The organism is Bradyrhizobium sp. P3_C3, from assembly GCF_056402655.1.
On record NZ_JBFUGY010000019.1, the window covers coordinates 127,343 to 146,046 of the forward strand.

Annotated in this window: 20 protein-coding genes and 4 pseudogenes; 8 read left to right on the forward strand and 16 right to left on the reverse strand. The window is 60.1% G+C overall.

Annotation, left to right across the window (positions count from 1 at the left end; translation table 11 throughout):
- Positions 1–67: 67 nt before the first annotated feature.
- Positions 68–1,057 carry a Bug family tripartite tricarboxylate transporter substrate binding protein gene (locus tag AC1DW2_RS22445; protein ID WP_063981885.1) on the forward strand — a complete coding sequence of 330 codons (990 nt, stop codon included), beginning with the start codon at positions 68–70 and terminating at the stop codon, positions 1,055–1,057.
- A 6-nt stretch (positions 1,058–1,063) separates the two neighbouring features.
- Here the strand turns inward: AC1DW2_RS22445 and AC1DW2_RS22450 are convergent, their stop codons facing one another.
- From AC1DW2_RS22450 to AC1DW2_RS22490, 9 genes are all read right to left on the reverse strand, one after another.
- Positions 1,064–2,224, reverse strand: a complete 1,161-nt coding sequence (locus tag AC1DW2_RS22450) for an MFS transporter (RefSeq protein WP_063981886.1) — start codon at positions 2,222–2,224, stop codon at positions 1,064–1,066.
- 1,313 nt (positions 2,225–3,537) lie between these two features.
- Positions 3,538–3,798 carry a hypothetical protein gene (locus AC1DW2_RS22455; protein ID WP_084795022.1) on the reverse strand — a complete coding sequence of 87 codons (261 nt, stop codon included), beginning with the start codon at positions 3,796–3,798 and terminating at the stop codon, positions 3,538–3,540.
- A gap of 117 nt (positions 3,799–3,915) precedes the next feature.
- Positions 3,916–4,179 (reverse strand): hypothetical protein, encoded by a 264-nt coding sequence (locus AC1DW2_RS22460; RefSeq protein WP_080586857.1) that lies wholly within the window; start codon positions 4,177–4,179, stop codon positions 3,916–3,918.
- 272 nt (positions 4,180–4,451) lie between these two features.
- Entirely contained in the window at positions 4,452–4,628 is a 177-nt protein-coding gene (locus tag AC1DW2_RS22465) for a hypothetical protein (RefSeq protein WP_166086818.1), read from the reverse strand.
- Positions 4,629–4,829: 201 nt separating this feature from the next.
- Complete coding sequence (locus AC1DW2_RS22470; RefSeq protein WP_084795023.1) at positions 4,830–5,018, reverse strand: hypothetical protein; 189 nt, start codon at positions 5,016–5,018, stop codon at positions 4,830–4,832.
- Entirely contained in the window at positions 5,015–5,221 is a 207-nt protein-coding gene (locus AC1DW2_RS22475) for a hypothetical protein (RefSeq protein ID WP_084795024.1), read from the reverse strand. Before AC1DW2_RS22475 ends, AC1DW2_RS22470 begins: the two co-directional genes overlap by 4 nt.
- Before the next feature lie 533 nt (positions 5,222–5,754).
- The gene (locus tag AC1DW2_RS22480; RefSeq protein WP_084795025.1) at positions 5,755–6,048 is read right to left on the reverse strand and encodes an HdeA/HdeB family chaperone; all 294 of its coding nucleotides are present in this window, start codon (positions 6,046–6,048) and stop codon (positions 5,755–5,757) included.
- A 25-nt stretch (positions 6,049–6,073) separates the two neighbouring features.
- The gene (locus AC1DW2_RS22485; RefSeq protein ID WP_223153946.1) at positions 6,074–6,358 is read right to left on the reverse strand and encodes an HdeA/HdeB family chaperone; all 285 of its coding nucleotides are present in this window, start codon (positions 6,356–6,358) and stop codon (positions 6,074–6,076) included.
- A 185-nt stretch (positions 6,359–6,543) separates the two neighbouring features.
- Entirely contained in the window at positions 6,544–7,704 is a 1,161-nt protein-coding gene (locus AC1DW2_RS22490; RefSeq protein ID WP_477007166.1) for an IS30 family transposase, read from the reverse strand.
- Between the two features lie 1,296 nt (positions 7,705–9,000).
- Here AC1DW2_RS22490 and AC1DW2_RS22495 point away from each other — a divergent pair.
- From AC1DW2_RS22495 to AC1DW2_RS22505, 3 genes are all read left to right on the forward strand, one after another.
- Positions 9,001–9,480, forward strand: coding sequence for a PH domain-containing protein (locus AC1DW2_RS22495; protein WP_231142771.1), 480 nt, complete (start codon positions 9,001–9,003; stop codon positions 9,478–9,480).
- 371 nt (positions 9,481–9,851) lie between these two features.
- Positions 9,852–10,121 carry a DUF3551 domain-containing protein gene (locus tag AC1DW2_RS22500; RefSeq protein WP_080586689.1) on the forward strand — a complete coding sequence of 90 codons (270 nt, stop codon included), beginning with the start codon at positions 9,852–9,854 and terminating at the stop codon, positions 10,119–10,121.
- Between the two features lie 289 nt (positions 10,122–10,410).
- Positions 10,411–10,632 (forward strand): hypothetical protein, encoded by a 222-nt coding sequence (locus AC1DW2_RS22505; RefSeq protein WP_038946060.1) that lies wholly within the window; start codon positions 10,411–10,413, stop codon positions 10,630–10,632.
- Positions 10,633–10,748: 116 nt separating this feature from the next.
- Here AC1DW2_RS22505 and AC1DW2_RS22510 read toward each other — a convergent pair.
- Positions 10,749–10,961: pseudogene (locus tag AC1DW2_RS22510) on the reverse strand (SOS response-associated peptidase); the annotation flags it as partial.
- A gap of 263 nt (positions 10,962–11,224) precedes the next feature.
- Between AC1DW2_RS22510 and AC1DW2_RS22515 the strand changes: the two are divergent.
- Positions 11,225–11,411 (forward strand): annotated as a pseudogene (locus tag AC1DW2_RS22515) (hypothetical protein); the annotation flags it as partial.
- 740 nt (positions 11,412–12,151) lie between these two features.
- Here AC1DW2_RS22515 and AC1DW2_RS22520 read toward each other — a convergent pair.
- A complete protein-coding gene (locus tag AC1DW2_RS22520) occupies positions 12,152–12,415 on the reverse strand; it encodes a hypothetical protein (RefSeq protein ID WP_085398219.1) in 264 nt (87 codons plus the stop codon).
- A 260-nt stretch (positions 12,416–12,675) separates the two neighbouring features.
- Here AC1DW2_RS22520 and AC1DW2_RS22525 point away from each other — a divergent pair, with 260 nt between their 5' ends.
- Positions 12,676–12,906, forward strand: a complete 231-nt coding sequence (locus AC1DW2_RS22525) for a hypothetical protein (protein WP_231142774.1) — start codon at positions 12,676–12,678, stop codon at positions 12,904–12,906.
- 183 nt (positions 12,907–13,089) lie between these two features.
- A pseudogene (locus AC1DW2_RS22530) lies at positions 13,090–13,844 on the forward strand (outer membrane protein).
- Positions 13,845–13,933: 89 nt separating this feature from the next.
- On the opposite strand, the gene AC1DW2_RS22535 reads toward AC1DW2_RS22530, so the two are convergent.
- From AC1DW2_RS22535 to AC1DW2_RS22545, 3 genes are all read right to left on the reverse strand, one after another.
- Positions 13,934–14,617 carry a helix-turn-helix domain-containing protein gene (locus tag AC1DW2_RS22535; protein ID WP_477007167.1) on the reverse strand — a complete coding sequence of 228 codons (684 nt, stop codon included), beginning with the start codon at positions 14,615–14,617 and terminating at the stop codon, positions 13,934–13,936.
- A 469-nt stretch (positions 14,618–15,086) separates the two neighbouring features.
- Positions 15,087–15,542, reverse strand: a complete 456-nt coding sequence (locus AC1DW2_RS22540; protein WP_477007168.1) for a hypothetical protein — start codon at positions 15,540–15,542, stop codon at positions 15,087–15,089.
- A gap of 122 nt (positions 15,543–15,664) precedes the next feature.
- A complete protein-coding gene (locus AC1DW2_RS22545; protein ID WP_477007169.1) occupies positions 15,665–16,012 on the reverse strand; it encodes a hypothetical protein in 348 nt (115 codons plus the stop codon).
- Between the two features lie 607 nt (positions 16,013–16,619).
- Here AC1DW2_RS22545 and AC1DW2_RS22550 point away from each other — a divergent pair.
- Positions 16,620–16,832, forward strand: a complete 213-nt coding sequence (locus AC1DW2_RS22550; RefSeq protein ID WP_144030618.1) for a hypothetical protein — start codon at positions 16,620–16,622, stop codon at positions 16,830–16,832.
- 268 nt (positions 16,833–17,100) lie between these two features.
- On the opposite strand, the gene AC1DW2_RS22555 is transcribed toward AC1DW2_RS22550, so the two are convergent.
- Both AC1DW2_RS22555 and AC1DW2_RS22560 read right to left on the reverse strand, forming a co-directional pair.
- Complete coding sequence (locus AC1DW2_RS22555) at positions 17,101–17,310, reverse strand: hypothetical protein (RefSeq protein WP_135216245.1); 210 nt, start codon at positions 17,308–17,310, stop codon at positions 17,101–17,103.
- A gap of 557 nt (positions 17,311–17,867) precedes the next feature.
- Positions 17,868–18,704: pseudogene (locus tag AC1DW2_RS22560) on the reverse strand (radical SAM protein); the annotation flags it as partial.

The following is an 18,704-nucleotide window of genomic DNA, read 5'->3' on the forward strand; positions in this document are numbered from 1 at the left end:
GCAGATTGCTGAGACTGGATGGTTCGGGAGCCGGTCCCGCCTCGACATCGACTTCCGGAATTCGAACATGGCTTCCTTCTCGCGGCGACGATTCGTCCATGCGCTATCGGGCGCAGCGGCGCTGGCGGCGATCCCGCGCAGCGGACAAGCCGCTGATTATCCGTCTCGTCCCATTCGCCTGGTGCTTCCGTACGGAGCCGGCGGAGCGGGGGACCAGATCGGGCGTCCCTGGGTGGACAAGATGTCGTCGCTGCTTGGGCCGACCTTCGTGGAGTATATCGGCGGTGCGGGCGGCGCGATCGGGGCTGCGACGGTCGCGCGCGAGGAGCCCGACGGCTATTCGCTGCTGCTCGGCAATGGTAGCACCCAGGTCATCATTCCCCTGACCTCGAAAAATCCCGGCTATTCCGTCGACGATTTTCGCGCCATCTATCGCTTGATCAGCAGTGCACTGGTTTTCGCGGTCCATCCGTCGGTGCCTGCCACGGATCTGCGTGAGCTGATCGCCTACGCGAAGGCCAATCCGGGAAAGCTGTCCTACGGGACACCCGGCATCGGCACCGGCAATCATCTGGTTGGCGAATCCTTCAAGCAGCAGGCCGGCGGGCTGGATATCGTCCACGTTCCGTATCGGGGCATCTCGCAGGCAACCAACGACCTCGTCAGCGGTCAGATCTCGCTGATCATTGCCGTCATGTCCGTTCAATTGCAGCAACTGGCTCAAACCGGGAAAGTGAGGCTGCTGGCGGTCACCACCGAAACGCGGCTGAGCGGGGCGCCGGAGATTCCGACCGCCGTTGAATCCGGCATGCCCGACATCCGCTACGGGGGATGGTTCGGCCTGTTCGCGCCCAAGGACACGGACGATGCGGTCATCGACAAGATCGCGCAAGCGACACGTCTCGCCATGGCCGATCCGGCGCTTCAGGCAAGCTACCGCGCGCAGGGCATGGAGCCGGACGGCGATTCGAGCCCGGACAAATTCCAGCGTATTGTCGATGCGACGACGGCAAGCCTGGCGCCCGTGATCAAGTCGATCGGGCTGAGCAATTTGTGAGGCCGCTCAGGCCTCCACGCGCGACGTCTGCCGGCCCTCCGCCGTGACGATGCGGGCCGACAGCGTGACGAGACCCATCAGCGCGGCCAGAAGCCAGAATGCAGTCGGCAATCCGCCAAGGCGTGCGACGAAGCCGACGCCGGCGGGGCCGATCAGGATGCCGGCATAGCCGGCTGTCGTGATTGCGGCGACGGCGAGCCCCGTCGGCATCACCGTTTGCCGCGCCGCCCGGCGGAACAGCACCGGCACGAGATTCGATGCACCGAGGCCGATCAGCAGGAAGCCGCCGATGGCGACCGCCGCTACGGGCGCCATGAGTAGGACTACGAAGCCCGCGATTGCAATGATGCTGCCCCAGAACAATGTCGTGCGATCCCCGATGCGTGCAACGACAGCGTCGCCGCCGAGCCGCCCCGCGGTCATCGCGATCGAGAACACGATGTAGCCGATCCCGCCTTGCGTCTCCGAGACGAGGCCCGCGCCGATGACGAGCAGCGCCCCCCAATCGAGCATCGCGCCCTCGACGAGGAAAGTGATGGCGCCGAGCAGCGCTAGCAGGAGCACGGAGCCATGCGGCAGCACGAAGAGCGGTCCGTCCAGCACCTGCACCGAACGAAGCAGGCGCGGCCAGGCCGCCAGCATCGCGACCAGCATCAGCACGGAGCAGATCAGCGTGCAGGCGAGCGCGCCGAGTTGCAGCGAAAGCAGCGCAGTCATCAAGGCTGATCCCGCGAAGCCGCCGATGCTGAACAGCGCGTGGAAGCCGGACATCAGCGGGCGGCCCGCGTCGCGCTCCACCTCGACCGCGTGGATGTTCATGGCGACGTCGATGGAGCCGAGCGCGGCGCCGAAGGCGAACAGGGCCAGCGCCAGCGTTGCCGGCGAGCTCGCGATCGCCAGCAGGGGCAGCACCAGCGCCAGACCGAGCCCGCCCGCAATGATGATCGGCTTGCTGCCGTAGCGCGCGCTCATGACTCCGGTCAGAAGCATCGCGACGACCGAGCCGATGCCGAGGCTGAGCAGGAGCAATCCAAGAACGCCGTCATCGACGCCGAGCCGCGTCTTTGCGAACGGCACCAGCGGCGCCCAGCACGCGATGCCGAAGCCCGCGACGAGAAAGGCGAGCCGCGTCGCGAGGCGCGTTGCCGGCCGGTCGGCAGAATGCATGGGAACTCCGGGGAAGCAGTGGCGGGGCGATCGACAAGCCCTGAGATTGCCGCGCCTTTATGTCCGAGGCATGCTCGAATTGTCGCAGACTGTGCTCAACAACGGCGCGACGTCAACCTAGGTTCCGAAGCGTGTTGCGTTCGGGACGATATTCGTAAGCGCGCCGCCGGATTCGCGAGCGCGCCGCCGGGCCCGGCCGTCGGGCAAAACACCGGGTCATTCCGAGCTGCGCCGGTGTCAAGCCGCGCTTGCAAGAATATTCCACTTTACCGAAATTCGGAAATGGCGTATGTGTCGCCCATCCCGGCTCACCAAGAGGGGCGATCTTGTGTCGTCACGTGTCATGTGTCGCGAGCCGGGCTTGCGGTGGACGCGACAGCGTCGGGCGCGAGAGGTTAAGGGCAGGGCGGATTGCTCTCCGTGAGCCCAGAACTTCGTGCCGGATGAGCGGCGCTGTCAGGTTCGTCTCGTCTGTAAGTTTCCGGCTCCGTCGACAGGGCTGGAAAAACTGCGGCGAAATGGCGGGCCGTGCGTACGGCAAAACCGTGTGGTCCTTTCCGCAAGCGCTGTTTTCGGCCGGTTAAAAGCGGTGAAAGTACCTGAAACTAAAGGTATATTTCGGTTTTAGTCGCACTAACGAAAGGCCCGCCCGAACCTGCCGGGCCCTATCAGGCCCTAGTTTCACATCCTGCCGTTGGGCGCGAGTTGGAGTTCGGGAAGCTTAAGCCGCTCGAACGGCCTGAGGATCGCGGCGCGCCCCATGCGGTGGCCCTGCGATCCGCGCGCGCTGTACGGCCTTCCCGGGCCTGCGCTGCGGCCCGGTTGCCGTGGTTGGCCCGAATGAACGGACTACTTTTTCTGCTCGGTGGTGGTTGTAGTGGTCGGGGTGCCGTCGCGCGCGTCCCGTCGCTCGTCGCGTCCTGTGCGCCGGTCTTGACGCCGTTCTGTGCGTCCGGTCCGGCGTTCCTGGCGCCTTTCTGTTCGCCCGCTTCGCCGCTCCTGACGGCGCTCTGTCCCAGACATCGGCGCGTCTGCGGGCGGCGTCGTGGGCGTGGCGGGCGCCGTGGTGGTCTGAGCTTCCGCCTCTGACACCGCCAAAATTGCGGGCGAGGCCATAAGCCCAAACACGGCCGCGTATCCAAGGAAAGTGAGTGCGTTGCGACGACAGACCTGTTTCGGCTCCGAACGTTCACTCATCGTCAGGCTCCCGGTTGCTGTTGCCCCAGAGCATGGCACCTGAGGTCGAGAGCCGGCGCTTGATCTAGATCAAATAGGCGCAGTTGCACCCGGCAGCGTGCCAACGTCGTCAAAGATTACTTTTTGGTCGGCCCGCTGCTCTCATTTACTTCGTCAGCTTCAAGCCACGCTGGAATTTCCGGCGACGGGATTGACGTTCTCGGCAGGTGGGGGATCATGGTCCCCGCGGTGACGACCAATCCCTCGTTGAATTTGGTTCGCGCAAAATCCTTCGCTTCTGCTTCGGTTTCAAACGTCTTGGTTAAGCGCGGATGTCGCCGTCTTAACAGCGTGCCATCCGGCGGCACTTCAAAAGTGACGTACCAAGTGTGTTTCATGCCGTGATGCCGCCCCCGGTATCGGTCGCCTGCGCCCGCGCCGGGGGCGATAAAAAAGCCGCCACCGGGACGAAGCGGTGACGGCTTCTTTCTCGCTCGTGACCGCGAAACAAGTCTTTACCGCCCCGCCCCAACGCGATTGACGCCGCCATTTGCATTGCCACCGGCGTTATGACGGACCGCAGCGCGCGCCACCGGACGAGGCCTCAGCACGACGCCTGCCCGGGCAACGCAACCCACTGGATATTCAACGTACTGGCAGTACACGACCGCCTGGGCTGGCGCTGGATTGAGMGTGACACCTGCAAGCCCCAACAGGGCGCTAGCAGCAATCCCGGCAACAGTCGCTGACTTGATCGAAAGACGCTTCTCCGGATGCATGTTGGACCTCCCTCTTCGCGCTTGCGTCACTGAAAGGTGACGGGAGCCGCCTCAGGTGCGGCTGAACATGGCATGAGCGCTAAAGGATCGCTGACGTTGACCTAGATCAACGGAGGGTCTGTGCGCTGTTGCCCCTCCCGGTGTCCGCCCTATGGCCCGGCGCTGGCGGCGCGCTGTACGGCCTTCTGCCGGGCCTTGGCGGTGCCGTAGGCCGCCTGTCGCCGTTGCGGTGACGTGCTGCCGCGCTCGACGGGTGATGAGGCGACGCCGCGCTAAGGGTTCTCCTCGCTGTGTTCTTCGAGCAGCTTCCGGGTAGCCTTGATGCGGGCGGAGACGTTCTGAAGCGTTGCGTCCGAACTGATACCTTGCGAATGCAGGAGCATCCACAGGGCTTCGGCAAGGATGACTTGATTTTCTAAAATGGCGCGTTGGATTTTATCCATCATCATCCATGCTCCGTTGGTTGCCGTCCGCTGTCGGTCGCCTGTCCGCGCCGTGATGCTGGCGCGGTCGAGCGCGCGGCTTCGATCAAGTTGCAGATTTTGCGCTTTTGTCCCAAGAACAGAACTGCGCTTGCGTTGCGCGGCGGCTGGCGATGGTGACGCGGTGGCGCTGCCGGTGCGAGCCGCTGCCCGTGGGCACTGAGGGCGTTACGCCCGCTTCGCCGTCTTGGAAGCTTCGATCATCGCAAGCTCAACATGATCGGCAAGGCTGGTCAGATGCAGGGCCAACATATCGAACATTTCCCGCTTGGTCGGGACAGTGGCAAGATCGCGGATTAGCGCGGCCTCAGCAGCATCCTTCCGAAGCTTTTCAAGAGCCGCTTGATAATCCCTCATGGAGTTGCTTTGGGCGGCCGCTGGGCGGTTGACCCTAAGCTTTCGTTCAGCCAGTCCGCCGTATCGGCCCCGGACGCCTTGCGGAGCAGTTTGTCTTTTTCTGCCCCGGGGGGAAGAAGCGCCGCAACTTCGCGCGCCGTCTTGGCGAATGACGCAAGACGATCTTGCAGCGGCACTTGTTGCTTGAAACGACGCCGTTTCATGGCGCGCTCCTTTCTTCAAGAGGAAGGCGGGAAGCGCAACCGGCGTTCACATCACCGATAAGAGCCTATGACCGGGCGGTGATGCAGGACCAACACTCTTCGAGCAAGTCTGTTCCGGGCCCGCTCAGTCAAAGAGGACCGGGGCCATGACCAATCGGTCGTCAGGGTCCTGTGGAGGGCGCGAGTTCCTGCGGGGACCGCGCGACGGCCCCGCGCAAGCGTGTTTGCAATCGCGCAATCCCGGCTTTATTTATGCGAATTGGTACACAAATTCCGTGTGCGCCGATTGGCCATAAGCAGGCCGCAAACTGCGAATGTTTAATGCCCGCTTCAGCCGCGTGAGCGGACATTATCAGCCAAATCTGTCGAGTCCGAAAGGGGCCAACAAAAGGAGACGTATTGAAGCACGCGCGGTTATGCGCGCAACAATGAGGCGGTTGCGCAGTTCCAGTGGCCCGTTCAACTCTCGGTCGAGGAGTGGCAATGTGGCCGGCCAAGACTCCGGCCGCGACGCCGCCGTCGGGGCCCACAACCTAGCTGGCGCTTTTTTGAATGGCGGTTGGCAGCGTTTCGGATTTGTGCTTTTTGCAATAGGCGACAACTTTTTCGGAATTCTTTTGCAGGCGGTCGTAGTCCAAAACATTATTATTTGCAGCCGCGTTATAGTAGCCGCTCATGAAATACCTTACGAAATCTCGGTCTGCTGAACCGTATCCTAGCCAATTTCCGCAAGTGATCTTGTTCATGTCCAGCTTGATCTGAGCCGCGGCTGGCGCTGATGCCGCGCCTATCAAAATCACAGAAACGACAAGAGCCCTGCATTTCATAGCGATCCTCCAAAGTCCCGAGCCGTCAATTTTTGCCTACCGATTGTTGCAAACCATACATAACGCTTTCCGCCGGATGGTATTGGCACCATGCCTTTACGTTGGCGATATTTTGTTGATGCAAAGCAAGGTCCACAAAGGTCCTGTTGTTCTGATAACTGAACCAACCGCTCATCCAGGCAGAAAACTTATCTGACTGTGACTGCGGCATAGCAAGATATTGGCTACATATGATCTTGCCCATATCAATGGTTACCTGCGCATTCGCAACGATTGGAATTAAAGAGACAGCAAACGTCAGACTGATCAATCTACATCTCATCGAGGTTGTCCTTGATGCTGATCTACAGGGATCTGGAGAGGGCTGCCACTACAAGGACGCAAGAAAACGAAGTCTCGCGCCGCTCATGTTGATCTAAATCAACAGAAGTCCGCTTGGGGTCATTCGCGTCGTTTTGACCCTGCGCTGACTACTTCCGGTTTCCATCGGCCGGCTCAACCGGTCGACGCAACACAGGCATTAAATCTCTCTGCTGGCGTTTCAAATTGCAAGGTCTCACGTGGTCGTTCGTTTAGCTGACGAGCCACTTTGTTCAGATGGGCTTGCGAATGCACCGACAAGTCGGTGCCCTTTGGAAAGTACTGTCTGAGCAGGCCATTGGTATTCTCGTTCGACCCGCGCTGCCACGGGCTTTGCGGGTCGCAAAAATAGACATCGATGTTGGTCGCCATCGTAAAGCGCCGATGATCCGTCAGTTCCTTGCCCCGGTCCCAGGTCAGGGACTTATACAGCTCTTTAGGTAGCTTCTTCGCCTGCTTGATGAGCGCGTTGACTACAGTCCGGGTGTCCTTGCCTGCCACCCTGGCCAACATCACGTAACGCGTTTGACGCTCGACCAAGGTCGCGATGTAGGTGTTGTTCGGCCCGGACAACAGATCGCCCTCCCAATGGCCAGGCACAGCCCTATCTTCAACCGCAGCCGGTCGCTGACGGATTGAGACGGCATCCTTCATGTGTCCCCGTCTATCGCCATTCGGATCAACCGGCCTAGAGCGGCGCATCGAACGCCTCGATCGAAGATGACTAAGCAGCTCTTTCTTGAGCACGCCACGCGCTTGGACAAACAGGCTGCGGTAGATGGTCTCGTGTGACACCTGATTACACTCGTCTTCAGGATACGTTCTCTTCAGCCAACCGGCTATCTGCTCGGGTGACCAATYTAATCTGAGCTTCCTTGCCRCTGCCTGCCGAAGCCGCGGATTGGTCGCCAGCTTACAACATTTTGGACGACGGGATCGTGCCCAGGCATTCTCGTCCGCAAGTGTCGCCCGGTAGCGGTCATAGCCGCCATTGCGGCTCATTTCCCGGCTCACCGTCGATGGGGAGCGGCCAAGTAATTTGGCGATCGACCGGGCCGATTGATGTGCCGTAACGCCTCTGGAAATCACCTCGCGTTCCGCAAGCGTCAATGCCAGCCTGGAGCGACGCCGCTCCGCAGGACGAAACCCTCCATGCGGAGCAACTAGAAAATAGATCGACGATGACTGCTTACCAAAAGCTCGCCCGATCGCCTTCAGTGACTCCCCGCGCTTCCACCGGTCCCATAACTCCGTCTTTTCTGCCGCAGTGAAACCTCTATGAAATCTCCGTTCCATCCAACACTCCATCTTTTCCTCTAAGATAAAGTGTTGCGTCGATCAGTTGAGATCGCCCCGGCGAACGGACATAGTCAGACCGCCCCGGCATGTCTCACACGGGTTTCTTGGAGTGTTCTTGCCACGCAACTCCGCGGATGAGAGAAAGCAGGCCGAAGCCGCTATGGTCTGGAGTTGGCCCCGACCGTTCACGACTAAGCCAGTGGCTGGAAAACTGGTGCGGCTTGCCGGTGTCCGGTAGCCCGGCGCTGGCGGCGCGCTGTAGGGCCTTCTAATGGCCTCACCCTTGACGCCTGTTCTGTGTCGTCGTGGCGACGGATGCCTAGCACAGCGAAATGACGCGACGTGCCAACTCTACGAACCCACAGACCAAGAAAAAGGACGTGGTGTGGCTCGCGCTCAACAGTCGCGCGCCATCCGCTTCAACGAACACCTGACCGGCGGCGGCCCGACGATCTTCAAGCACTTCTGCCAGATGGGGCTGGAAGGGATCGTGTCGAAGCGGACGGCGGACTATCGAAGACGTGGCTCAAGTCGAAGAACTCGGCGAGCGAGGCGGTGCGCCGGGAGCGCGTGGAGGATGGCGTTAGTCTCGGCGCACCCCGGCCTTCATAATTCTGCCCAAATGGAAAACCCGACGAAGGCGAGTACAGCCACGCTGAGAACGATAATCGCAATCGCCCCCACTTCGATAATGGAAAGCCGTCTTGCCATGCGCCAATTTTTTCGGCAGTCGAGCGACAGCGTTGATCTGGATCATGTGCGGCGACCATCACACCCAGCAGCCGCTCCATCAGCGGCTTCGGGCAACCTTGATTGCAGAATGCCGCTAGTGACAGTTTCGGGTCGTCTCAGCCTTCGTGGTTGCACCGCTTAAGCCATCGGCGCGCTAGCAAGTCATTCCGGTCGCACATCTGCGGACGGCTCGACGGGTATGGCGGACGGTGGTTCTTGCGACGCACACACCGTTAACTCGTGTCCTACCCGCGCCGCAGGCAGCAGCGACTTCAGTGATCATGCCGTTGGGCGGAGGAGTAATCGGCGCAGGTGTCATGGCTTGCGCCGATACTGCGACCGATAAGGCGAAGCCGGCAATAGCAATCAACCTGATCATTCTGCACCTCCCTTAACCGTCCAAACATCCCGACCTCTCACGGCAGGGGATGGGTCCGGCTCTCGTGTGAAAGCATGCGAGCTTCCGGCGCTGGCCGTTGGAAGGCTTGAGATAGATCAAGGTCTTTCTCCGTTTAAAATGGCGCATATTACCGCGGTGATAGGTAAACTCCGGGTAGGCGTATGGGGCGCTATATCGACGAAATCCTACAGCCTGGCGAAAGGGTGCTGTATTCGACCAACGAACACTGGGTGTACTTTCTGCCTGCAATCGGGGCGTGGATCGCGGCGGTCGCATTTCTGGTGCTGTGGCGCTTGGTCGCCGTCGACGCGCTGACGTTGGTTTACTTGGTATTGGCGGCGGTCGCTGGGCTTGCGGCCTTGTACTGGACGGCGACGGCTTGGTTCCACCGCTGGACCACCGAGACCGACGTTACCAACATGCGGGTCGTCCACAAGGCCGGTTTCATTAAGAGGCGGACCTTTGAGATGCGCCTCGACAAGGTTGAGAGCGTCGATGTCAATCAAAGCGTTCTTGGCCGCCTTTTGAACTATGGCGACCTCACCATTCAGGGCGTCGGCGAGGGTACGCAAACCATTTCCACCGTTAGTTCGCCTCTCGCGTTTCGCAGCGCCATCACGACAAGACCGGTTGGCACGTAAATCGCGGCATGGTTTGACAGCCGCCGCCCCAACAACGCCCCCGGAGCCCCCCCCCCCCGCGCTGGCGATTTTGCGGCGTCGCTCGCGGGGGATCCGGTGGCGCTGCGGCTCTGGCTTGACCGGATTACCCTGCCCCAAAGATCAACTCGTGGCGTTCGCGCTGCCGCCCATCAATCATCGTCAGCTTTCCGCGCGGAAACCCATCTTCGCCCCTCATTTGGCGAGCAAGCCCGAGGTGGCGCCCGCTGCAGCGTTGAACCACCACAGCCGTAGCCCCAGCCACTCGCGCGAATGTGAATTGATCTGAAGCAATGGGCTTTGTCTGGCTTCGATACGCTGATGCGATGGAGTCGATCCGTAAGGAAATTCTGATGCGCATTCCAACTTTGGCGATTTGGGCAACGATCTCGGTTTTGGCGGCCGCGCCAACTCAGGCCCAAACATATGGCGGGAATGCTCCGATCTGCCTACAACGTTGGTACTGGGGCGGAGGCGAAACTTTCTACTGCGGCTATAGCTCGATGGCGCAGTGCCACGCCAATGCATCGGGCCTCTCCGCCATGTGCGTTACCAATCCATATTTTGCAAACGCACAAGTGCCACGGGAACCAGCCTATCGGCAGCCTCGTCGCGCCTACTAGATCGGACAGGGGCGCGACGACTCGGGTTGAGATGGCTGACGCCTCTGGAGAGCCCGCCCCTCGATCCGATCTCGCACGAGCCGCATACGCTGGCGCTGAAGCGAAAATCCGCTGATTGGAGGCCTGCGGCGCTGTAGGTGCATCGATCTGCGACAACCAAACGACTGCACGGGTATGAAATCCGGACAATTCYTGATCTTCAGTGTGACCGCGGCCGTAAAGAGGCCAAACGGACCCAGCGTCCTTTGGCAGTCATCTCACTGTTGTCAGCGTCGGCTACACGACCGACATGAGCTACGATCCATCCACGATAGCCACATTGCGCCGCGCGTTGGACGAGGTGCTGCTTGACGCCCGTTTCCATCAGCGGAAGTCGGCTTCGGCGCTTGAAATTGCTGAACATCTTCTGGCGCGTGCGGCGGACGGAGAACGGGACCTAGAGCGCCTGAAATGCTCGGCTTTCAAGAAATTAATCGGCGATGCCGCGCGCTTGCCGAGCTGGACTGCGTAGCGATCTCAAGACTCTTGCGGGCAGCTCTTGGGGATCGGTAAGGTCGATCGACGGCAACTTTCACTTGACGGCCTTAGTTCTCCTTCGGCGCCACGCGCCACGATCCTCAGCGCGTCATCCGGCAGCGGACGTTGCTCGGAGAAGCTGTTAGCCGGGACAAGGCGGCGGTTCTCCGGCTTCAGGCAGCCTGGCCAGTGCGGTGACGGCATTGCGGATGTTGGTGACCGGTGGCCCGCCGAACTTTGGTGGCGGCGGCATGCCCCAGCGCATCATGGCCAGCTCGCGGCCGGTGTCAGTGTTGCCGGGTAACCCGGAAACACGACCGGCATCGGTGCGAGGTTGCCGGCATAGCGGTTGACGACGCGAAACAGCGCGATGATCGCGGCTTGGTTGGTTGTGATGCTGTAGAGGTTTCACGTGCGCTTTGCGGACTACCGCTTCTTAAAGTCCGTTAGCTTGCGCATGTAGTAACCCTGTCTCTGAACGGCGAGCTTAATGTCCTCGCTGACGCTCGCTACTTCTAGCGCAATGCCCACCCGGCGGTGAGGCAGAATTCTTTCAGCATGGGGCAAGCCAGTAATGGAGCAAGTTCATGAAAAAGATGCATCTAACAAAACTTGCAATTGCGGGCTCAACTGTCGCATGCGCGGCACTGTTCTCGTTTAGCTGGTCTGAACAACGCGGTGTCTCTATGTCAGTCGAGAGTGCCCAAGCACGGGTCGGTCGACCACTGACCCCAATGAGCGTTGCAGGTGTTGCTCGCCTGCAAGACCGACGGGCTGCGTACCGGTATGGAGCCGAGGTAGTCGGCGCTGGCGTCGCCGGCGCGGCCGCCGTCGGCGGCGCTGCTGCTGTGGCGGCTACATCTCCCAACTGGGGATGGGGAGGCGGCCCTTACTACACAGGCGGAGCTCGGGCAGCCAACGCCTACTATGCGGCGTCCACGGCCAGCTCCAGCAATGGCTGGTACATAACTCCTACCGGCATGGCCTGCACATCGGGGACTTTGGTCGCAGGCACCAACGGTTTGCCGTTCCGCTGCCCGTAAAACACACGCGAAAGCCGGTGAAGCGGGCATCGACTTCGGCGCGTCAGCATACCAGCGACGTTATGGCACCCTGATCTGCTGCAGACTAGCGGAATTGATCGCACGCCCGGCACACCGAGTCAGCAAGGAGACGACTAGGAGGCGGTCCAAACGGCTGCCTCCTGATCAAACTCTTTCTGATTCTGCACGCGGATTGATCTTTCCTTTCAAAGGGCACCAACGGAGGGTGACGGTGATCAGGTTATTGGCTGTCCATCGCGATATCGATGCAGGTGATGCCACGTGCGGCGATTCAACCAGACGGCTTCATCACGCATTGGAAAATAGATGACAGCAATTTGGTGGCCTGCTCCTGAAGCCGAGAAGTCCCTCGAAACGAAGACGCTCCATGGCCGAAAAGTTGTGTTGAATGCCACCGCGGGCCACGATGTTGGTTTATGCACCAAGGCTAGGGGCCCGCCGGCAAATCCTCTATCGACGCACTCCGACGCGATTAACGCCGCCATTGGCATTACCGCCGACGTTATGACGGACTGCAGCGCGCGCAACGGGCCGTGGCCGGAGGGCAACGCCAGCCCGGGCAACGCAACCCACCGGATAGTCGACGTACTGGCAATACACGATCGCGCGGGCCGGTGATGGAGCAAGCGTGGCCCCTGCAAGTCCCAGAAGTGCGCTGGCAGCGATTCCTGTAACCGTCACTGACTTGATCGAAAGTCGCATCTTAGCCTTCATGATGTCCTCCTAAGGGTAGCAGAAGCCGCATTCCTACGGCTTACGATAGCGTGTGCCCGGACACATGAGCGACATTGACGTACATCAAGGGTGAACTGGGCTGTGCGTTAACTCCGTCGAACATCCTCCTTGTTCCCTACCGCCCGTCGCCTGGTTTACTGACAGCACCAACCGCTATCTTGATTCAGATCAACCAGCTTCATGATACCCGCACCAAAACAAGAAAACGACTGGGCTAGGGCAGTTAGTTGGTGCGTGCGATGACGCCGACTTGGTATGTCACCTTCGAGGTTCGTAAACGCGGCACGCTGCCGAAGCAGCGGAGCCCTCGGGAAACAAGGACCTTCGCTACGGACGCAGAGGCCAAGGCATTCGTTCGTGCAAAGCTCGACGAAGGTCTCGTTGTATTTGCGGGCACGATCAATCCGCACGTCCCCAGGCAACTCATTCCGTCGCCCCGCATCCAAGCTTGGCTTGTCGATGAACAATAGAACGCTGAGCGAGATCCAGGTCCCGACGCGGAATAAGCACGTTCCCGTGCACATACACCGCTCTCAAGTGTTGCCATTTTATTACGGGCTTAGGTCTCATCGCTTTAGACTTGTTGACGTCGGGCACTTCATAAGAGCTCGCGTTCTCTGAACGAAAGAGCTCTGAGCATGGGGATATGGACGATGAAAAGGCTTTCGATGACTCCGCTCAGTCTCGCAGCGCTGAGCATGACGGCGCCTGCCATGGCCGCCGATATGGCCGTCAAGGCGGCGCCGCCGGCACCGGTGGTGGCGATCTACAACTGGAGCGGATTCTACATTGGCGCCAACGGAGGCTGGGGGCAGAGCCATGGTTGCGTGGATTTCCTGACGCCCGCCGGGACAGTCGCAGGTGGTTGCGCTGATCGTTCGGGCGGCCTTGTTGGCGGGCAGATCGGGTACCGCTGGCAAACGAACCAGTCTGTGCTCGGCTTGGAGGCGCAGGGCGACTGGGCCGAGATCAAGAACACACGCGTCAGCTTGATCGATCCATTGATCTCAACCACAGGCAAGATTGATGGCATTGGGCTGTTCACGGCTCAATTCGGATGGGCATGGAAAGCGTCGCTGTTCTATGTGAAGGGTGGCGCTGCGGTGACGCGCAATCGCTTTGATGTCTTCAACAACCTCACCGGAGTCGGCCTGACTCCGCAGGTCACACGCGCTGGGGCGGTGCCCTCGGTGTCGGCTGGGAATACGGTTTCTCGCCGAATTGGTCGTTCGGCATCGAATACGACCATCTCTGGATGGGGCGTGACAACACRTCCTTCGCRGGCGTGGTCACGCCAGGGGGCATCACCCTTCTCGGCAACGGGGTCAGTCAGGATGTGGACWTGGTCACACTTCGGTTGAACTATCGTTTCGGCGGTTATTCGGCACCGGTCACCGCTCGCTATTGAACCGTACTTCCGCGCAGATTRGAGGYCCCGGCATGGCACCGGGGCCKCTCAATTARGAACGRCAAAGGGTCTTCGCTTCGACCCGGCTGTCAATTCTGASGATCGAAGCCGGCGAGTTGCTGCCGGTCCAACAGTACGATCTGGCGGTGGGTGGCACCGATGAAGCCGAGGATGCCAAGCKYGCGCAGATGCGATAACGCCCGCGAAACGGTTTCCAGCTTGAGTCCAAGGTAGTCCGCGATATCACGCCGTGACATTGGCAGTGCYAAAATGCCGGCGTCGGTGAGCCGCTYGTCCATCTCAAGGATGAAGGCCGCGACGCGCTCGATCGARGTTTTGCGTCCAAGGAGCAGCATATGGTCTTCCGCATGCTTCAGATTGCTGGTGGTCATGCGGAGCAGATGCTTGGCCAGCGCGCCATCACTGCCGGAAATTACATCGAGATTYTGTCGCCGAATGAGGCGAACCGTCGTGTCCACGACGGCTTCTGCCGTAGARCGGTGCAGGCTTCCATTCTCCAGTCCGAAGATATCGCCGGAAACGTAAAAGGCGCCGATTTGCCGGCGGCYATCACGAAGCAGCTTGWAGCTTCGTACCGCGCCTGACTTGAYCTGATAGACATAATCGGCGGGTTCCTTTTCGCCGTAGATCTTGTTGCACTTCCGATAGGTAAGTTGGCTCAGGCTGACGATCGGATTGGTTTCGGTCGGTATCCCCAGTTCGCAAAGGGAGTGCGGATGAGGCACCGACACTGAGGTGATATGCATCAGCATTGGACCCATTCCTTAATCTTGTGATGATGGGCCTGGTAACCGTGCAATTCCGGTGCCGGGTTAGGGGCGTGCATGGTGACAAGATTTTCAGGGATAGTGCATTCTCGGTATTGTCCTAAAGTTCATTGCACCAAAGAACAACAATGCCCGAATTTGGATCTGTTTGGTTGCGGCGCTGCGGCGCAGAAATCTGCCATCGGTCTGCAGCTTAAGACCGGCGCTACGGTGATTGTTGGTGGACGTGTTCAATTTGCTCCCCGACGCTTCCCCAATCCGAGAGCCTGAACACGCCGGTCGCGGCCGCCTGCGGAGTGGGCAGAACGCGGATCAACGGCGTCTGCGTTGCAAGGACGACGATCCGCCAAACCCGGCGTGCAGTGCGCAGGTGTCTCCGTTGGCAGGGAAATGTCTGTGCGATGTACGAATAGGAGCCGCGAGACTCGGCGTTTGGATCTTATCCGGACGCCGATCACCAGGTTCTGAAGCCGAACCAGCCGAACTGTCCTTGTCGTGCCGCCAGAAGCATCTGCGGCTGGACGTTTCGCCTCGGTCGAGCCGCAACATGCAACATCTTGCGTTGTCGCTTGCGATCGACGGTTTCAGGCGGGCGTGTATCCTGTTTCGGCAGCATCGCGAAAGAATTCGCCACCGCCGGGCTCWGTSKGACGGTAACGGGCGGTTCGGCCACATCCGATGAAGTTGCGACCTCGGTCGCCTCGGCCACGGGCGCAGCGGCGACGATCACCGGCGACTGGGTATCGAAGACAATACGCTCGGGCCATTTGCGATCTGAGTGGATAMGTATGGCCGGCCGGTCCGYAGCCGCCTGATCGACGGTCGGGGCCCTCGGCAGCCAATAATYTGCAACAAAGAGCAGTGCGAGCAACACTGCTCCGACCTTCCAGAAATATGCCGCCAGTGGCATGCCGGTCGCTCCGGTGCGCCCCGAAACATTGACCTGGGCTCTACGTCGTCTGTTACCTGCAGCAAGATGGCCACGAGCTGCTTGATATAGATCAAGCGCGTTCGATCGCTCGCGAACGCGCTCTAACTGCAGCCGGTAATGCGCGCAACTGCCTTCATGTACTTGAGATSAAGTGCGGCGTCACCTCCGTCTGACGGAGAGTTGCGAGCGGTCAGGCGATCCGAATTCAAACAGGTCTCAAGATCGAACCTGATATGCGAGCACCATCCCAGGGCGCTCTTCTCTGCCTCTTCCTTGGAGGGGCCAAACCCCACAAAGGTCTGAACGTGCCCGGCCTCGCCGTCGGCCGTCGATACGAGATTGATTTCCGAGATGTAGAAGGACGAACACTGGGCGGCCTGGGGCTCGGCGCGTGTCCCCTGGATCACCCCGAGAGCGACAATGGTCGTCATGAGGACGGCTCGCTTCATTTTCACCTCCGACAAAGCGAATCCATTGCGGCTATCCATCTGATCGCGACAACTTCATTCGGCGTGCGTTGCCCGCTGTGTGCCCCCCGAACATCGGACCTGGCTGTCCGATCGGGCAAGCCAACCAACGCCAATCGCCGCTCAGGGACTTGAGATAGATCAAGCTCGGCCCGACGAGGGGACGCAGGTTTCGATAGGGTCTGGTTGCCAAGGTGACAGATAATGAGTGACCGGATCTCCGCAGTCCTCTTTGCGTTGGCCTTTGCTTTGGAAATGGGTGGAGCGACCGGCGGCTTAAATTGAAATATTTGTTCATGGTCGTTTACCGCTGCGCGAGGTCGGCGGAGGAATCGATCACAAATTCCGGCCCGCGCTCGTCACGCGCCGTTGCGCGTGTACGCGCCATCGGCGGCTAAAATTCTATTCACAGTCCGGAGAGAGGTTTTCAACGGCTTTGCGAAACGCGGCCGGTTGCCGACATCAGCATCACGCCGATCGACGAAGCGTGATTGCGCCACCCCTGCGCGAGGGGAATGCCAACGCCTAACTGTCATTCATGTCAATGGACAGCACGCGCATCGTGCACGCCAGTAAACAAGAGGATACCATGACCAGCTTCAAAGTTTTGGGCGCAGCGCTCGTTTTTTCCGCGCTCCTTGCGACGCCCGCCTCGGCATGGGAACCCGCCGCGGCATTAGCCGCGGACCCGACCTTCTCCATCTATTCGGGCATGCGTGGCGACATCAATTCGGGCATGCATGCAGTACGGCCACATCGCGGAAATCATACCACCGGCGTCAAGCGCTTTCGATCGCGCTGATCGCCCGGATACCAAACCTGCACCAATCTTGTCCGCTATGCCCGACTGAGCAGACTTTAACGGGAGCCGCCGCCACTTGCGCTCCTTTCAGATCATTCCAATTAGGATGAAAAGAGCGACCTCTGTCAGGAAAGTGGCACTCATAATGGCGACCGTAAGGAACGCGTCGCCCGCTGGTAGAGGGGTCATAGCATGCCTCGCGCGCTGCGACGACTGGAACCGGTTCTGGCTCTCTGCCCGCGCCAACACCCTTGCCTATCGCGCTCCGTTAATAAACACCACGCCGCACGGCGCGACGCGTATAGCGGTAATCGCGACGGTCGACACGACGCGCCGTCACGCGGGCGCGCCGGTACGTGACGGCCTGCGCTTGATCAACGCTTAACTCCACGCCGCGCGGTGTCACCTGCGGCGAGACCGGAATGATCGCCAACATCACTGCTGCAAACAGCAGTCCGACAATCGAGGAGACTCTCATTGCACCTACTCCCTATTGTCCACCATGGCCGTGTCACCAACAAAAGCTGTCTGGTCTGTGTGCCTATTTGTCTTGTCGGCCTGAGATCGCCCTATTCCGCCAGGATAGAGCGCGAGAGGCTCCAACTGAGGTCGCCTTAGGGCCTGTTCCGGCAGAGAGAACCAAGCCGCCTAAGAGTGCATCGTCTCTTTCTGCGGCTCCATATCGGAGCTTGCAGCATTGGGGCACGAAAAGGTCGCGCAGGATGTTCCTTTTTATACACCCCGGTTGATTTTCTTGCGGCCAGCCGCCGTTGCTGCGCGGCGAAATAACAGCCATCACGAGCAGGCGCGGCTTCCGGTTTGGGTCATGAGCGGCGGTCTGGAAGTCGGCCAGTCACTTCCGGTCTACCCCAATAAGCTGACGATTTCAGAGCCAAGCCGGACTTCGCGTGAGGACCAAAAGCCGAAGTGGATGTTTTGGGGCTGTTCGCTGCAAACGGACGTCGCTTGTCCGTGAATCCGTGAGGATACGATGGTTCGCGGCGACTCGAGAAATCAACTAACGCGAGTTGGCAACTACCGCACGGCCAACTTAGGTTTCTGCGCCTCTTCGATATGTCGCCGCTGATCGAGAAATGCCTGGCTGGACCGGGTCTTGTACAAGTCCAGATTCTCGGTCTCGTCGGGCAGCAGTGTGATCGCCTCATCGACATARGTGAGCCGGTGCGGATCCGACTTGACCTTGCGCGCCAGCCGGTGGAGGCGCAGCGCTAGCGATGCCCATTGCGCGGCCTTCASGACGGTCTCGGCGRCATAGCGCGGATAGAACGACCAGGCCGGCTCGACCGGCAGATGCGGACGCCGCTCGTCGCGGCTCTTGAGCCGCAGCACMCCCCCTTCGAGCGGATGGACCYGCTCGATGGGATGGTAGCCTTTGAAATAAAGCGCGTAGGTCCCGATCTTGCCGACATTGTTGCCCATGGCCGCGGCACGCCGCATCAGGGTCTCGATGTGCTCCCAGCTGTAATAGGTGTTCCAGGCGAGCTCRCAGGCCCGCTCCCAGTCCGCCTTGGACATGGCGGGGTGGTCGACCGTGACGTGGTCCAGGTCGTATTTGTTGAGGTCCGTATCCATCGCGACGCCCTTCATATAGAGCGTCTTGTGATCCTCCGAGCCCGGCAGTGGTGTCAGGAAGAAGAACTCCAGCATGTCGATCGGCAGCTCATGCTTGACGATCTCGATGTCGCGAACGATCGATTCCGGTGTGTCGTTGGGAAAGCCCAGAATGTAGCCGCCGACGGTCATGATCCTGGCCTTCTTCCAGGCCAGCATCATCTCGCGATAGTCGGTGATCTTGTTCTGCCGCTTCTTGGCGCCGAGCAGACTGTCCGGGTTGATGTTTTCKAGGCCGAT

What these genes read in the sequence shown, in the direction of transcription:
- AC1DW2_RS22470 (WP_084795023.1), bottom strand. Translation starts at nt 5,018, where the DNA reads ATGAGGGATTATCAAGCGGCTCTTGAAAAGCTTCGGAAGGATGCTGCT.
- AC1DW2_RS22550 (WP_144030618.1), top strand. Translation starts at nt 16,620, where the DNA reads ATGACCAGCTTCAAAGTTTTGGGCGCAGCGCTCGTTTTTTCCGCGCTC.
- AC1DW2_RS22450 (WP_063981886.1), bottom strand. Translation starts at nt 2,224, where the DNA reads ATGCATTCTGCCGACCGGCCGGCAACGCGCCTCGCGACGCGGCTCGCC.
- AC1DW2_RS22505 (WP_038946060.1), top strand. Translation starts at nt 10,411, where the DNA reads ATGAGCTACGATCCATCCACGATAGCCACATTGCGCCGCGCGTTGGAC.
- AC1DW2_RS22445 (WP_063981885.1), top strand. Translation starts at nt 68, where the DNA reads ATGGCTTCCTTCTCGCGGCGACGATTCGTCCATGCGCTATCGGGCGCA.
- AC1DW2_RS22555 (WP_135216245.1), bottom strand. Translation starts at nt 17,310, where the DNA reads ATGAGAGTCTCCTCGATTGTCGGACTGCTGTTTGCAGCAGTGATGTTG.
- AC1DW2_RS22455 (WP_084795022.1), bottom strand. Translation starts at nt 3,798, where the DNA reads ATGAAACACACTTGGTACGTCACTTTTGAAGTGCCGCCGGATGGCACG.
- AC1DW2_RS22475 (WP_084795024.1), bottom strand. Translation starts at nt 5,221, where the DNA reads ATGAAACGGCGTCGTTTCAAGCAACAAGTGCCGCTGCAAGATCGTCTT.
- AC1DW2_RS22480 (WP_084795025.1), bottom strand. Translation starts at nt 6,048, where the DNA reads ATGAAATGCAGGGCTCTTGTCGTTTCTGTGATTTTGATAGGCGCGGCA.
- AC1DW2_RS22500 (WP_080586689.1), top strand. Translation starts at nt 9,852, where the DNA reads ATGCGCATTCCAACTTTGGCGATTTGGGCAACGATCTCGGTTTTGGCG.
- AC1DW2_RS22465 (WP_166086818.1), bottom strand. Translation starts at nt 4,628, where the DNA reads ATGATGATGGATAAAATCCAACGCGCCATTTTAGAAAATCAAGTCATC.
- AC1DW2_RS22525 (WP_231142774.1), top strand. Translation starts at nt 12,676, where the DNA reads ATGACGCCGACTTGGTATGTCACCTTCGAGGTTCGTAAACGCGGCACG.
- AC1DW2_RS22495 (WP_231142771.1), top strand. Translation starts at nt 9,001, where the DNA reads ATGGGGCGCTATATCGACGAAATCCTACAGCCTGGCGAAAGGGTGCTG.
- AC1DW2_RS22520 (WP_085398219.1), bottom strand. Translation starts at nt 12,415, where the DNA reads ATGAAGGCTAAGATGCGACTTTCGATCAAGTCAGTGACGGTTACAGGA.